Origin of the sequence: Niallia laureatilytica (genome assembly GCF_046613985.1) — a bacterium.
In the GTDB taxonomy this organism is placed as follows: Bacteria; Bacillota; Bacilli; order Bacillales; family Cytobacillaceae; genus Niallia.
The window spans coordinates 1-14,985 of sequence record NZ_JBKKHP010000027.1; the positions used below are offsets into that span (position 1 = coordinate 1).

Annotated in this window: 15 protein-coding genes, 1 tRNA gene, 1 other RNA gene and 1 other annotated feature; of the genes, 12 read left to right on the top strand and 5 right to left on the bottom strand. The window is 38.1% G+C overall.

Annotated features, from left to right (window positions below; all coding sequences use genetic code 11):
* Window positions 1-15: 15 nt before the first annotated feature.
* On the bottom strand, window positions 16-966 hold the full coding sequence (locus ACLIJJ_RS26560; RefSeq protein ID WP_237940502.1) for a YaaC family protein: 951 nt from the start codon (window positions 964-966) through the stop codon (window positions 16-18).
* A 113-nt stretch (window positions 967-1,079) separates the two neighbouring features.
* Between ACLIJJ_RS26560 and guaB the strand changes: the two genes are divergently transcribed.
* From guaB to ACLIJJ_RS26585, 5 genes are all read left to right on the top strand, one after another.
* A complete protein-coding gene (guaB, locus tag ACLIJJ_RS26565; RefSeq protein ID WP_192486479.1) occupies window positions 1,080-2,546 on the top strand; it encodes an IMP dehydrogenase in 1,467 nt (488 codons plus the stop codon).
* A gap of 163 nt (window positions 2,547-2,709) precedes the next feature.
* Window positions 2,710-4,041, top strand: coding sequence for a serine hydrolase (locus ACLIJJ_RS26570; protein ID WP_311315985.1), 1,332 nt, complete (start codon window positions 2,710-2,712; stop codon window positions 4,039-4,041).
* Between the two features lie 359 nt (window positions 4,042-4,400).
* Complete coding sequence (gene pdxT / locus ACLIJJ_RS26575; protein WP_192486477.1) at window positions 4,401-4,988, top strand: pyridoxal 5'-phosphate synthase glutaminase subunit PdxT; 588 nt, start codon at window positions 4,401-4,403, stop codon at window positions 4,986-4,988.
* Window positions 4,989-5,049: 61 nt separating this feature from the next.
* Window positions 5,050-5,276: a binding site (T-box leader), on the top strand.
* Between the two features lie 81 nt (window positions 5,277-5,357).
* Window positions 5,358-6,632, top strand: coding sequence for a serine--tRNA ligase (gene serS / locus ACLIJJ_RS26580; RefSeq protein WP_192486476.1), 1,275 nt, complete (start codon window positions 5,358-5,360; stop codon window positions 6,630-6,632).
* Between the two features lie 109 nt (window positions 6,633-6,741).
* Window positions 6,742-6,834: transfer RNA gene (locus ACLIJJ_RS26585), tRNA-Ser, on the top strand.
* 114 nt (window positions 6,835-6,948) lie between these two features.
* Here ACLIJJ_RS26585 and ACLIJJ_RS26590 read toward each other — a convergent pair.
* The 4 genes from ACLIJJ_RS26590 to ACLIJJ_RS26605 all read right to left on the bottom strand — a co-directional run bounded on the left by ACLIJJ_RS26590 (window position 6,949) and on the right by ACLIJJ_RS26605 (window position 10,302).
* Window positions 6,949-7,617, bottom strand: a complete 669-nt coding sequence (locus tag ACLIJJ_RS26590; protein WP_192486475.1) for a deoxynucleoside kinase — start codon at window positions 7,615-7,617, stop codon at window positions 6,949-6,951.
* A complete protein-coding gene (locus ACLIJJ_RS26595) occupies window positions 7,595-8,254 on the bottom strand; it encodes a deoxynucleoside kinase (RefSeq protein ID WP_192486474.1) in 660 nt (219 codons plus the stop codon). Before ACLIJJ_RS26595 ends, ACLIJJ_RS26590 begins: the two co-directional genes overlap by 23 nt.
* A gap of 161 nt (window positions 8,255-8,415) precedes the next feature.
* Window positions 8,416-9,699, bottom strand: a complete 1,284-nt coding sequence (locus tag ACLIJJ_RS26600; protein ID WP_192486473.1) for a glycoside hydrolase family 18 protein — start codon at window positions 9,697-9,699, stop codon at window positions 8,416-8,418.
* 39 nt (window positions 9,700-9,738) lie between these two features.
* A complete protein-coding gene (locus tag ACLIJJ_RS26605; RefSeq protein ID WP_192486472.1) occupies window positions 9,739-10,302 on the bottom strand; it encodes a cysteine hydrolase family protein in 564 nt (187 codons plus the stop codon).
* Window positions 10,303-10,419: 117 nt separating this feature from the next.
* Between ACLIJJ_RS26605 and tadA the strand changes: the two genes are divergently transcribed.
* The 7 genes from tadA (at window position 10,420) to ACLIJJ_RS26640 (ending at window position 14,747) form a co-directional block, all read left to right on the top strand.
* Window positions 10,420-10,938 (top strand): tRNA adenosine(34) deaminase TadA, encoded by a 519-nt coding sequence (gene tadA, locus ACLIJJ_RS26610; RefSeq protein WP_251648279.1) that lies wholly within the window; start codon window positions 10,420-10,422, stop codon window positions 10,936-10,938.
* A 77-nt stretch (window positions 10,939-11,015) separates the two neighbouring features.
* An RNA gene (ffs, locus tag ACLIJJ_RS26615) (signal recognition particle sRNA large type) lies at window positions 11,016-11,280 on the top strand.
* A gap of 160 nt (window positions 11,281-11,440) precedes the next feature.
* Window positions 11,441-13,156 carry a DNA polymerase III subunit gamma/tau gene (gene dnaX, locus ACLIJJ_RS26620; protein WP_411412004.1) on the top strand — a complete coding sequence of 572 codons (1,716 nt, stop codon included), beginning with the start codon at window positions 11,441-11,443 and terminating at the stop codon, window positions 13,154-13,156.
* An 84-nt stretch (window positions 13,157-13,240) separates the two neighbouring features.
* A complete protein-coding gene (locus ACLIJJ_RS26625) occupies window positions 13,241-13,561 on the top strand; it encodes a YbaB/EbfC family nucleoid-associated protein (protein WP_233319451.1) in 321 nt (106 codons plus the stop codon).
* Window positions 13,562-13,572: 11 nt separating this feature from the next.
* Complete coding sequence (gene recR, locus ACLIJJ_RS26630) at window positions 13,573-14,169, top strand: recombination mediator RecR (protein ID WP_185764898.1); 597 nt, start codon at window positions 13,573-13,575, stop codon at window positions 14,167-14,169.
* A gap of 18 nt (window positions 14,170-14,187) precedes the next feature.
* Window positions 14,188-14,406, top strand: coding sequence for a YaaL family protein (locus tag ACLIJJ_RS26635; protein ID WP_233319449.1), 219 nt, complete (start codon window positions 14,188-14,190; stop codon window positions 14,404-14,406).
* A 77-nt stretch (window positions 14,407-14,483) separates the two neighbouring features.
* Window positions 14,484-14,747, top strand: a complete 264-nt coding sequence (locus ACLIJJ_RS26640) for a pro-sigmaK processing inhibitor BofA family protein (RefSeq protein WP_233319446.1) — start codon at window positions 14,484-14,486, stop codon at window positions 14,745-14,747.
* The last annotated feature ends 238 nt before the right edge of the window (window positions 14,748-14,985 follow it).

The following is a 14,985-nucleotide window of genomic DNA, read 5'->3' on the forward strand; positions in this document are numbered from 1 at the left end:
ATTAGGAAATCTAAGCTACATTTTGTTTGCTAAAAATTGAAAGATAAGCTGCGGCCCCTTTTTGGCAGCTATTGATAAAAAGGATTCAATATATGGATAATCTTGATTAGGCATCGTCTTCATCAGTTCACTCCACCACTCTATTTCATACCTGGCAATCATGCTCAAATTATATAATAATAAATAATGCACAAGAATTTCAGGCAGCTGTACACTGCGTTTTTCTACCGGAATATAGTATTGAGCATCCGTTACATGGAAGTAGAACGGGGCAGCCGGCTGCAAGCTATCTGAAAAAGAAATATTAAGACTAGTTTTATTCGTGCTTATCCCCTTAATAGGAATTCCTAACTGGTCTTCTAAGTACTGCTGAAAACGGCCTTGACTCATAAAGTAACTATCTAGCACTTTAGAAGGGATGGTTGCTTCTGTACTGGAAAGGGTAACCGGCAAAAAGGTTGGACTTCCTGTGAATATATGGAATAAGTCATTAAGTTCAGGTATTTGTTTTAATAGTTCACCCATATTAAACTTCTCTCCTTCAATTGAAGGAAGCTGAAACATATTCTCCGACATACATGCAAATAATCCGTTTTTTTGAATTTTTATTTCATCCTTAAAAAATAAGTATTGTTGTTTTTTTCTTTTTCTTGTTGAGACACCATGAGCTAGTACAGAGGTACTGCTTGGATAGGCAGGATCTATTGTAAGGAGACAAGCTTTTATTAGATGAACAAACCCGTAAAAAAGTAAAACTGGCTGGATATTTATTGGTGAGTTTAGGGCTTGTTGATAATAGAGCTTACCATGCTCAAGAAAATAAATAAATGGATAGCAGTTTTGATAGCTCTTCGTATCGACATCACTGGTATGTAGTAATTTATAGCATTTTTTTAGAAAAAGCTGGGAATATTCTGCGGAAAAAAAGCAGCTAAACGAGTCCCAGTCCTTATAAGAACTGTACATATGTTTGCCTCCTGAATTTTTTGAAAAATGAAACTTATTGAACTAACCTTGACAGTATTTTGTCCAATTGATAACCTACTAATAATATTTTTTTACTAAATGGAGGCGTTAAAATGTGGGAAAGTAAATTTGCTAAAGAAGGTTTAACCTTTGATGATGTTTTATTGATACCTGCCAAATCAGAAGTATTGCCAAGAGATGTAAGCTTAAAAGTAGAATTGGCGTCTAATTTAAAATTAAATATCCCATTGATTAGTGCGGGTATGGATACTGTAACAGAGGCTGAAATGGCAATCTCAATCGCTAGACAAGGCGGAATGGGAATCATTCACAAAAATATGTCAATTGAACAGCAAGCTGAGCAAGTAGATAAAGTTAAACGCTCTGAGAGTGGTGTAATTACTGATCCATTTTTTCTAACTCCAGACCATCAAGTATTTGATGCAGAACATCTGATGTCAAAATATCGCATTTCAGGTGTACCTATCGTTAATAACCATGATGAGCAAAAACTTGTAGGTATCATAACAAACAGAGACCTTCGTTTCATTGAAGACTTTTCCATTAAAATTAGTGATGTAATGACTAAGGACAACTTAGTAACGGCTCCAGTAGGTACAACATTAGAGGAAGCAGAAAAAATTCTGCAAAGACATAAAATTGAAAAGCTGCCTCTTATCAATGAAGAGGGAGTTTTGAAAGGCCTTATTACAATTAAAGATATTGAAAAGGTTATTGAGTTCCCTAACTCTGCTAAAGATGCACAAGGTAGATTGCTTGTAGGTGCTGCTGTAGGCGTAACGAGCGATGCTATTAAAAGGGTTGAGCTTTTAGTTAAGTCCCAAGTAGATGCTATCGTTATTGATACTGCTCATGGACATTCTAAAGGTGTTCTAGACGGTATTAGAGATATAAGGAATGCTTTCCCTGATTTAACTATTATCGCTGGGAATGTAGCTACTGCTGAAGGTACAAGAGCACTTATAGAAGCAGGAGCAGATGTGGTGAAGGTAGGAATCGGACCAGGATCAATCTGTACGACTAGGGTTGTTGCAGGTGTTGGTGTTCCACAAATTACGGCAGTTTATGATTGTGCAACAGAAGCTAGAAAACACGGTAAAGCAATCATTGCTGACGGAGGAATTAAATATTCAGGAGATATCGTAAAAGCACTGGCTGCTGGCGGACATGCTGTTATGTTGGGAAGCCTTCTTGCTGGGGTATCTGAAAGCCCTGGAGAAACGGAAATATTCCAAGGCAGACGCTTTAAAGTATACAGAGGTATGGGTTCTGTATCAGCAATGGAAAAAGGTTCTAAAGACCGCTACTTCCAAGAAGATAACAAAAAATTTGTTCCAGAAGGTATTGAAGGGCGACTTCCATATAAAGGACCTCTTTCTGATACAATTTATCAGCTAGTAGGCGGTATCCGTTCTGGTATGGGATATTGTGGTGCGAAAGATCTTCTTGATTTGAGAGAAAATACACAATTTGTAAAAATGACAGGCGCTGGTTTAAGAGAAAGCCATCCGCATGATGTCCAAATTACAAAAGAAGCTCCAAACTACTCTATTTCTTAAGTAGTTTTGCAATTGTTACGGAATATTACAATAGATGGTGAACTCTATCACCGTCTATTTTTTTTGTTTTTTTTATGGTAAACTGTACAAGGGAAATTCTTAATTTAAAAAAATAATTTAAAGTTTAATAGATAATAATAATGTGTTGGAGGTTTTATCATTGATGCAATTAAAAAAGTGGACGCTGTATGTACTTATGGCCGTGCTTTTCGTGAGCACCGTTGCTGCAGGTCTACCGCAACAAGCAAAGGCAGCTGAGAATGAGGATACTTTAGGATTGGAAGCTGGTGCAGCTATACTAGTTGATGCTGCCACGGGGGAAATATTATACGAAAAGAACGCAGATAAACTAATGGGTGTAGCATCCATGTCAAAAATGATGACAGAATATATTGTCCTTGAAGCAATAAAAGAAGGAAAAATTAGCTGGGATCAAAAGGTTAAAATAAATAATTATATTCACCGTTTATCTGGTGCTCCTGGTCTTTCTAACATAGGATTGACAGAGGGGGAAGAATACACTGTAAAAGAGCTTTACCAAGCGATGGGTATATTTTCTGGCAATGCTGCGACAGTAGCATTGGCTGAACTAATTGCTGGAACAGAAAAAAACTATATTAATGTTATGAATGAAAAGGCAGAGGAGCTCGGGCTTAAAGATTATAAGTTTGTAAACTCATCTGGATTAAATAACAGCGACTTATTGGGCAATCACCCTGCAGGCAGTGAAACAGATGAAAATGAGATGTCTGCGAAAACTGTTGCATCACTTGCTTATCACTTGCTGAATGATTACCCTGAAGTGCTGGAGACATCTGGCATGCCAAGGCTAAAATTCCGTGATGGTAGAACATATGATAACTTTAACTGGCTGTTGCCTTCTTTGGTGTTTGGATATGAAGGAGCAGATGGTCTTAAAACAGGTTCTACAGATTATGCAGGCTACAATGTAACTGCAACAGCTAAACGCGGAGATCAACGTGTTATTGCAGTAATTATGAAGAGCGAAACGAAAAACAGCCGTTTCACAGACGCAACTAAACTGTTGAATTATGGCTTTAACAATTTCAGCACAGAAGAGATTCTTCCTGCGGGTTACACAGTAAAGGGAAACGAATCTGTTAAAGTAACAAAAGGTAAAGAAGACTCTGTAAAAATTCAAACAAGCGATGCTGTTAATTTAGTGATTAAAAAAGAAGATAAAGAAAACTATGTGGCAAAGCTAGTATTGGATGACAAAAAGTTAAACAGCAAGGGTGAACTGGCAGCTCCAGTCAAAAAAGGTGATAAGGTTGGTTATATTACTTTAGAGACAAAGGATGGAAAAGCAGTTCCGTTCTTAACTAGTGATGGATCAGAAAAGGCAAGCGTTGATGTTGTTGCTGCCGAAACAGTTGAAAAAGCAAACTGGTTCGTATTAGCAATGCGTGGCGTAGGTTCATTCTTTGCAAATATTTGGGATAGTGTTTCATCCACAGTAAAAGGATGGTTTTAATAAAAAAAGAAATGGTTCCTGTCTTGACAGGAACCATTTTTTATTGTTTATTTTCATTAGGGAAATTTATACAATACAAATCATATTCTTTTGGTTAATTAAGCAGGCTCTGCGAATAGAAGGCGGAAATAGGGGGCTTTGAATGATTATAGCTACGGAGAAACTGGCAGATAACCATAAGTACATTGTAGTTCGGGATGTTATTAACACAGAATATATAAAAATTCGCTAAAGCCTTAGAATATTACCAAGATGAAGATCTGAAAAAAACTGATTACAGCTATTTGGCGATGAGATTGTAAGTTTGGGGACCAGAAGCGTACATGAAGGAGCATAGCTGGTAATAAGGAGATAAAACTATGACAGATATAAAAGTAGGTGTTCTTGGCCTTCAGGGAGCTGTTAGAGAACATATGAATGCAATAGAAGCTAATGGAGCAACGGCAGTTCTTGTGAAAAATAAAGAAGAACTGAACGAGGTTGACGGTTTGATTATTCCAGGCGGCGAAAGCACAACAATGCGTCGACTTATTGATAAGTATGATTTTATGAAGCCTTTAAAGAAGTTTGCTGAATCAGGAAAACCGATGTTTGGGACATGTGCAGGCTTAATCCTTTTAGCAAAATCAATTGAAGGTTATAAAGAGCCCCATATCGGCGTTATGGATGTTCATGTGGAAAGAAATTCTTTCGGCCGTCAAGTGGACAGTTTTGAAGCAAATTTGGATATAGCTAATGTAGCTGAGGATTTCACTGCTGTATTTATAAGAGCACCGCATATTGTAAGTGCAGGTGAGAATGTGGAAGTACTTGCTAAGCATAACGGCAGGATTGTAGCAGCGAGAGAAGGACAATTTCTTGGTTGTTCCTTCCATCCAGAGCTGACACAAGATCACCGGTTGACAGGATATTTCATTTCTATGGTAGATGAATCAAAAAAGAACTAATTTGTATATAGTGGTTGAACTTTGTTCATAATTATAGTACGATGAAAAAAACTTTTATATGACATCTACACTGATAGGAATCAGTAGCAGGAATACATTATTCTAAAGAGAGCCGATGGCTGGTGTGAATCGGTGAATAAAGCCTGTGAATCCATCCTAGAGTAAAAACAAGGAACGCCATGTAAGATGGCAAGTAATTGTTTTCGGCTAAAAACCGTTATGTATTTAAGGTGGAAAGCATATTTGCTTTCAACTAGGGTGGCAACGCGGGTAACTCTCGTCCCTTTTTTGGGGACGGGAGTTTTTTGTGTTCTGCTAAAGGGTTTATCGTTTAGAGCATATAGCTAAAAAAGCAAGGAGGAAGAATACATGCTTGATATTAAGTTTGTACGTGCTAATTTTGAATTTGTAAAAGAACAGCTTCAGCATCGAGGCGAAGATCTGTCTGAATTGGATCATTTTGAGGAGCTTGACACAAGAAGAAGAGAGCTGATTGTAGAAACAGAACAACTAAAAAGCAGAAGAAATGAGGTATCCCAACAAGTTGCTGCACTTAAGCGTGAAAAGAAGGATGCTGAATCTTTAATTTTGGAAATGCGTGAAGTTGGTGACAAAATTAAAGGATTTGATGATGAGCTTCGCCAGGTTGAAGAGAGACTGCAGGCAATTATGCTCGGAATACCAAACCTTCCCCACGAAAGTGTACCTGTTGGTGAAACAGAGGATGATAATGTAGAGATTAGAAAATGGGGAGAGGTAAGAAATTTTGATTTTGAACCGAAACCACATTGGGATGTAGCGACAGAGCTGGATTTACTTGATTTCGAAAGAGCAGCAAAAGTTACTGGAAGCCGTTTTGTGTTTTATAAAGGGCTTGGTGCCAGACTAGAAAGAGCACTATTTAACTTTATGCTCGACCTTCATACAGAAGAGCATGGCTACAAGGAAGTTATTCCTCCATTTTTAGTCAATAGAGCAAGCTTAACAGGAACAGGGCAGCTTCCTAAATTTGAAGAAGATGCGTTCTTGATTGAAAAAGAGGATTACTTCCTAATCCCTACATCTGAGGTGCCTGTAACTAACCTGCATCGTGATGAAATATTAGATGGTGATCAGCTGCCGATCAAATATGCTGCTTTCAGTGCAAACTTCCGCTCTGAAGCTGGGTCTGCAGGAAGAGATACAAGAGGGCTAATCAGACAGCATCAATTTAATAAAGTAGAATTGGTTAAGTTTGTTAAACCGGAAGATTCTTACGAAGAGCTGGAAAAACTGACAGCAAACGCAGAGCGAGTATTACAGCTATTAGGCCTGCCATATCGTGTTTTAAGCATGTGCACAGGTGATTTAGGCTTTACAGCAGCGAAAAAATATGATGTTGAAGTATGGATACCAAGCTATGGTTCATATCGAGAAATTTCTTCTTGCAGTAACTTTGAAGCATTCCAAGCAAGAAGAGCAAACATCCGTTTCCGCAGGGAAGCAAAAGGCAAGCCAGAGCATGTTCATACACTTAATGGTTCAGGCCTTGCAATAGGGCGTACAGTGGCAGCAATATTAGAGAATTATCAGCAAGAGGACGGCAGTGTAGTGATTCCAGAAGTACTGCGTCCATATATGGGAAATAGAGAGGTTATAGGCTGATTAATTGGGCATTATAAAATATATAGAAGAAGCGAATGCTTCTTCTATATATTTATTGAATAAATGTTGACAGTAAAAGCTACATATGATATATTGTTATCTGTCTGATGGAGGAATACCCAAGTCCGGCTGAAGGGATCGGTCTTGAAAACCGACAGGCGGGTCAAACCGCGCAGGGGTTCGAATCCCCTTTCCTCCTCCATAGTTATTTTACTAATATCGCGCATAAATATTGGAGATATAAAAGTCTGCTGTTTACAGCAGGCTTTTTTTGTTTTTTTTCCTATATAAAAAAGAAGAGGAATAATCCTCTTCTTTATCTTTTTACAAGATTCTTTTGCTGAAGAATAACAGATATCTTCTCAATTATCGGTTCGATAGCAGAACTTCCTTCTGTTGCATCATAGTCGTTTATGTTCAATCGCAAGACTGGACATGAACTAAAGGAATCAATCCACTTCTCATAGCGAGTATGCATTTCTTGCCAATACTCTACAGGAGTTTCTTTTTCCATAGTCCGTCCTCGTTTGTCAATTCTCGTAAGTATGTCATCTAATGAACCTTCTAAATAGATCAGCAAGTCTGGATGCGGGAAATATGGTGTCATTACCATTGCATCGAACAAGCTTGTATATGTTTCGTAATCTGTTTCAGACATTGTGCCTTTTTCATAATGCATTCTTGCGAAAATACCTGTATCTTCGTAAATAGAACGGTCCTGAATAAAACCTCCGCCATATTCAAAGATTTTCTTTTGTTCTTTAAACCTTTCTGCCAAGAAGTACACCTGCAAATGGAAACTCCATCTACTGAAATCTTGATAAAATTTATCTAAATATGGGTTCGTATCTACCTTTTCAAAAGATGTGCGGAATTGAAGTGCATCAGCAAGAGCATTAGTCAATGTGGACTTGCCGACACCGACTGTTCCGGCAATTGTAATTACAGAATTGCTTGGAATATTATATTTCGTGCGTAGGTTCATGTGTATAGGCTCCTAATTTTAATGTTTGCTTCACTTTATCTATAATAGTTTCAAGATCAGCTTTATTTTTCACAAAGTCTAATGTATCGCCATTGAATGACAGCACCGGGATATGAGGATGCTGTTCTTGGTACTGCTCCATCACTTCATGATAATCGGTTGATAATTGCTCTAAATAAAGAGGGCTAATATTTTTTTCAATATCTCTATCCCTTTGTTGGATACGGTCCATCAGAGTATCTAAACTAGCATGTAGATAGATGATAATGTTTGGCGCAGGTAAATCCTCTGTTAAAACATCATATATACGTATATATTTTGTTAGTTCTTTCTCTTGTAGTGTTCTCTTTGCGAAAATTAAATTCTTTAATATATGATAATCAGCTACCACGGGAATATTCTTGTCCAAGTAATGGGATTGAATATCATTAAGCTGTTTGTATCGATTACATAAAAAGAACATTTCCGTTTGGAAGCTCCATTCATCAATGTTCTCGTAAAATTTACCTAAAAAAGGGTTTTCCTCGACTATTTCCTTTAATAGATGATATTGAAAATGTTCAGAAAGCAGCTTCGCTAAGGAAGTTTTTCCAACACCAATAGGACCTTCTACTGTAATAAAAGGGATATTGTTCAATGCTTGTCCCTCCTGATTTATAAAATATGATAAAAAAAGACATATGAAGTCATTTTAACACATGAAAAGCGGTTATGGACATTAACTAGTGTTAAATAAAAGTGCATATTATTTCCTGGAAAAAGGCTGCCTAACAAGAGGCAGCCTTTGAAGTGTAGTGGTTATCTTTTTGTGACGTTAAAGTTATCTGATATGAGCAGCCAGTTTTGCGGAAACGATAGTCCGAGCTTCCAATAACTTACACCTCTGATATTCAATTCCTTTACTAGATCAAATTTTGCCTGTATAGACCTAGCATCTTCAAACCATACTTCATGCTGCCTTCCTTGTGCATCTGTATAGTTGAAGTGAGGCGCCTGTGCATTTGTATCGTAAAGGATAGCAACATTATTGTCAGCTGCCAGTTGAATGGCGCTCTGAGGACTTAAAGCTTTTGCGACTGAACCCTGTACAAAAGGAAGTGTCCAATCATACCCGTAAAGGTTTTGACCCATCATTATTTTGTTGGAGGGCATCTCGGTAATGGCATATTCAAGGACATTGCGCACTGGGCCAATGGGAGATACTGCCATAGCTGGTCCGCCGCTGTAGCCCCACTCATATGTCATTATTACAACAAAGTCGACAATTTGCCCGTGAGCACGGTAATCATGAGCTTCATACCATTTTCCTTTCTGCCCAGCGCTGGTTTTAGGGGCTAGAGCAGTGGAAAGCAGCCAGCCTTCCTGTGAGAAACGGGCTTTGGCTTTACGTAAAAACGAATTATAAGCTTCCCGATCAGCAGGACGCAAAAACTCAAAATCAAAATGAATGTCTCTAAAGCCATATTTTTTAGCTGTTGACACAATATTATTTAAAAAGGTATTCTGGATGGCTTGATCATTTAATAATATTCGGCCAAGCTCATCACTGAACTGGTCATTCTCTTGATTTGTGATAACCATCATCAGTACATTATTATTATTTGCTGCAATAGTAGGGAAATTATTAAGTAAAGGTTCCTTCAGCTTGCCATCTCTTAACGCTTGGAAGCTGAAAGGTGCGAGATAGGTGAGATAAGGTGCTGCTTCCCTTGCGGAAGACTCAAGAACAGGAGCTACAGTTGTTCCTCTAGGTTCAACATATGCATTAAACTCTCCTGCGCGTTTAGTTTGCTGTGGTATATATAAACGGTAACCTACTGTTAAAGGACTGTTTGGCGAGATTCTGTTGACGCTGGCAAGCTGTTGATAGGAAATGCCAAATCTCCTTGAGATAGACCATAAGCTGTCCCCTGGCTGCACCCAATAAAACCGCCCGACAATTGGAATAACTAATGCTTGACCTATGACGAGCTTATTAGGGTTAGGCAACTCATTTGCCTCTGCTATATTAGCTGCAGTAGTTCCATAAGCTTGAGCAATGCCTGTCAATGACTGGTTTGCCTGCACAACATGTATTTGCATGGGAAATCCCCTCCTGCTGTTAAAATTACTTATTGCAGTTTATGTTTGAAGTGGGGACGACATGATATTATTTTTTTCATACTTAAATATTTTTGCTTTCATTACGTTCTTCATCATTGTTAAAGCATAAACATTGTCTTTTTCATCGACAGAGGCGATGGCATTGTCAGGAACAATAATAGAGTATTCTCGCATATAAGCATCATTAGCTGTAAATAGGACACAAATATTGCCGGCAATGCCTGTCAGGATAAGCTCATCCACCTTAAGCTGATGGAGAAGTGTGTTTAATGCAGTGCCGTAAAAGGCGGAATGCTTCGGTTTTATTAAAAAGTAATCTGCCTTTTGTGGTGCTATCTTCTCAAGGATGTTGTGGCTGTATTCATTAGAACAATAATCAATGATACTGTTTATATCTGCTTTCCATAAGCTATAATGGTCATTGATATAGATTACAGGAATATTGGACTTATAACAGTACTTCTTTAAAGCAAAAATGTTTTCTGCGATTGCAGCAGCTTTTTCAGCCAAAACTTTTCCATGCTGAAATTGGAAGTCATTAATCATATCAATTATTAAAAGTGCCTTAGATGAAGTGCTCATAGTAACCTCTCTTTATTGAGTTATTAGGAATGATGACATTAGTTTAAGTAACTTTGTGAAAATAAATTACAGTTGGCAAGAAAAATGACAGTATGCACAGGGTGATGAAAAGTGGAAATAGAAAAAAATGATAGGTATTTCATGCAGATAGCTATAGAGGAGGCAAAGAAAGCAGGAGCTATTGGGGAAGTGCCAATAGGAGCTGTTATTGTACTCGATGGAGAGGTTATTGCAAAAGCGCATAACTTGCGCGAGGCAGAGCAAACTGCAATTGCTCATGCTGAGCTTCTGGCAATAGATATAGCTTGCAAAGAGACAGGAAGCTGGAGGCTGGATAATGCAGTGCTCTATGTTACTTTAGAACCGTGTGCTATGTGCTCAGGTGCTATCATACTCTCAAGAGTTAAAAAGGTAGTATATGGTGCAAGTGACCCTAAGGGAGGCTGTGCTGGTACTTTTATGAATCTTCTTCAGGATGATCGGTTTAATCACCAATCTGAAGTAGTATCAGGAGTGCTCAAGGAGGAAACAGGAGAGCTTTTGACTAACTTCTTCCGTGAACTTCGTGCAAAAAAGAAAGCTGAAAAGAAGAAGAAGAAGGCTGAAATAGAAATTACAAAAATTAACAGCTTATAATTATTGCTTTTTTGTTTGAATATAAGTATACTTAGTTTGTGTCCAAGATGACACATTAAAATTTGGTATCAAGTTTGTCGTGCTAAGCGGGGAGGTAGCGGTGCCCTGTACTCGCAATCCGCTCTAGCGAGGCTGAATTCCTTTCTGAGGCTAGTGTCCTGTAGGGTCTGCCTTAAGCAAGTGGTGTTGACGTCCGGGTCCTGCGCAATGGGAATCCATGAACTATGTCAGGTCCGGAAGGAAGCAGCATTAAGTGGACACCCCCATGTGCCGCAGGGTTGCCTGGACTGAGCTAACTGCTTAAGTAACGCTTATGGGAGCTAGTCGACGAAAGGTGCACGGCAGTTTAATATTATAATTAAAAGACTCATTCTTCTAAAAGAGTGAGTCTTTTTGATTATATAGTTTTGGATACATAACAATAACAATGTCCATTGTTTTAATGTAAAAATATATTTAGATAAGATATAATAATGAGAGCAGATAGAAAGGAGGGCGGACGATGAATTATCAAGCATTATACCGAGTATGGAGACCACAGCAGTTTATTGATGTAGTAGGTCAGGAACATATAACGAAAACACTCCAAAATGCCCTTCTTCAGCAAAAAACAACTCATGCATATTTGTTCTCTGGACCAAGGGGTACTGGTAAAACTAGTGCGGCAAAAATTTTAGCAAAAGCAGTCAACTGTGAAAGAGCACCAATCAGTGAGCCTTGTAATGAATGTGCCGCCTGTAAAGGAATTACGGATGGTTCCATACCGGATGTAATAGAGATAGATGCTGCTTCGAATAATGGAGTAGAAGAGATAAGAGATATAAGAGATAAAGTAAAATACGCTCCAAGCTCTGTTCCGTATAAAGTTTATATAATAGATGAAGTTCATATGCTCTCTATTGGGGCATTTAATGCTTTGTTGAAAACACTTGAGGAACCTCCTAAGCACGTTATTTTTATATTAGCTACTACAGAGCCGCATAAAATTCCATTAACAATCATCTCTAGATGTCAGCGCTTTGACTTTAGACGAATTACTGCCCACTCTATTGTAAAGAGAATGAAGCTAATTATAGATGAATCCGGCATTTCATGTGACGATAAGGCGTTGCAGATGATAGCAAGAGCGGCTGATGGCGGTATGCGGGATGCATTAAGCCTGCTTGATCAAGCCATTTCCTACAGCCAGGAAAGTGTCACTGTGGAAGATGCGCTTACTGTGACTGGGGCTGTTTCCCAAGGGTTTCTTAACGACTTAGCGAAAGCAGTCTATGAAAAAGATACGGTTAAAGGATTACAATCATTAGATGAACTCCTATTTTCAGGGAAAGACCCCTCAAGGTTTATTGAAGACTTTATCTTCTTTTACAGGGATATGCTTCTATATAAGACAGCACCAAACTTAGAAGAGTCATTAGAGCGGGTTATGCTTGATGATGAGTTCAGAAACTTGGCTGACTCGTATGGACAAGAACAAATTTATGAATTGATTGGTTTGCTGAATAAGACGCAGCAGGATATGCGCTGGACTAATCATCCTAGAATTTTCCTAGAGGTAGCAATTGTTAAATTGTGTCAAATGGCTATCTCTTCTCCAACACAAGACACAGGAGCCTTTTCGAACACGGAAATACAAGGGCTTATTTCAAAAATAAACAGTCTCGAAGAGGAACTTGCAAGAATTAGGCAATCGGGAGTAACAAGTTCAGCCGAGGAAGCTGCACCACAGAAAAAGGTGAGAGCAACTCGGAAAGGATTTCAAGCGCCTACTGGTAAAATTAATGAGATACTTAAGCAGGCAACGAAGCAAGAACTCCAAAACATTAAGAGTAATTGGGGTAATATGCTTGGACAGCTTGTTAAAAACCAGATGAGATCTCAAGCTGCTCTTTTAAATGAAGCCGAACCTGTTGCTGCATCTACGGACTCAATCGTTATCAAATTTAAATATGAAATCCACTGTCAAATGGCTTTGGATAATGTTAAATTTATAGAGACAATCACGTTATCTCTTCAGCAGCTGCTAGGCAGAAGGTATAAATTAGTAGGTGTCCCTGAAGAACAATGGCTAAAAATAAGAGAAGATTTTTTAAGCAGTTCCCATCATGCAGGATCCGATGAGGAAAATGAGGGAAATCACGTAAATCAGGCAGATGACCCAGTAGTTGCAGAGGCAAGAAAACTATTTGGTGAAGAATTGCTTGAATTGAAGGACTGATTGTTGAACGACAGGAGAAATTTGCATATTATATTAAATATGCAAAAGGAATAAATAACTTTAAATGAAAATGGAGGAATTCTTATGCGCGGAATGGGTAATATGCAAAATATGATGAAGCAAATGCAAAAAATGCAAAAGAAAATGGCGGAAGCTCAAGAGGAACTTGGAGAAAAAAGAATTGAAGGTTCTGCTGGCGGCGGAATGGTAACAGTAATCGTTACAGGACATAAAGAAATAGTGGATGTAGTAATCAAGGAAGAGGTTGTAGATCCAGAAGACGTAGAAATGCTCCAAGATCTTGTGCTTGCAGCTACAAATGACGCATTGAAAAAAGCGGATGAGCTAACAAACTCAACAATGGGGCAATTTACAAAAGGACTTAATCTTCCTGGAATGTTCTAAGGAGGAGTTTCATGCATTATCCTGAACCAATATCAAAGCTGATAGACAGCTTTATGAAATTGCCAGGAATCGGCCCCAAAACGGCTGCTCGACTGGCGTTTTTTGTATTAAATATGAAAGAAGATACTGTTCTAGATTTCGCAAAAGCACTAGTCAATGCAAAACGAAATTTAACTTATTGTTCCGTATGCGGTCATATAACGGATCAGGACCCATGTTATATATGTGAGGATACTAGAAGAAATCGTAAGATAATCTGTGTAGTTCAAGATCCGAAAGATGTCATCGCCATGGAAAAGATGAAGGAATTTGACGGATTGTATCACGTTTTGCATGGTGCTATCTCACCAATGGATGGTATTGGTCCAGAGGACATTAATGTTCCATCTCTCATCAAGCGTTTGCAGGAAAGTGATGTAGAAGAGGTAATTATGGCTACTAACCCAAATATAGAGGGAGAAGCAACCGCTATGTATATCTCCCGTCTGTTAAAACCATCGGGGATTAAGATAACAAGGATAGCGCATGGCTTACCTGTAGGCGGAGATCTGGAATATGCAGATGAGGTTACTTTATCTAAAGCGCTTGAGGGCAGAAGAGAAGTATAATCAGAGGGAGGATAAAGTATGCTTTTTCGCCGAAAAGGAAAGTTGAGAAAAGAATTCGATGAGAAGTTATTAGTTCAGTTTCATGAAACAAAAAAACACTGGCTAAAAGAAAAGTCGATACTCGAAAAAAGCTTTGACCCTTCTGATGAGGTCATTTGTGCTGCAAAACTGACTGAAGCAAAGTATTTCTTTCTTTTTAAAGAGGCTAAAGAGAGAAATGTTAATTTAATGAAATAATAGAAGCACTCCCTAGTTCTTTTTTGTGGTAGTTGGACATACCTTTTAATACAAAAAGAACTAGGGAGGTTTTGTTTGTGAGCCCAGTTGTCATTATTTCTATTGTCAGTGGTTTGATTGTCCTTCTTCTGATAATAGGTACTCCCATTAAACCATTGCGTTTTGTAGGACAAGGGTTGATTAAAATTGTAATAGGTGCTCTTTTCCTTTTCTTCCTCAATGCTATTGGGACTAAGTATGGCATACACGTGCCGATCAATATTGCGACATCTACTGTTTCTGGAATTTTAGGTATTCCAGGTGTCGTTGCACTTGTAGCAATTCAACAATATATATTATAAGGGCAAGTTAGTATAAAGAGCAGACTGCTAAGTTTTAGCTGTCTGTTTTTTATTTAACGTCTATTATAAATAAATGTTTAAAAAGTTTAAAAAAGATGTTGACTAGGAAATAACATGCTGGTAATATTATAAAAGTCGCAGCAAGCAATTAATAACTAGTTAAAAATTATTAATTTATCTGTTGACATTTATAATATGTAAATGATAATATATAAAAGTTGCTTCTGATAGCAACGAA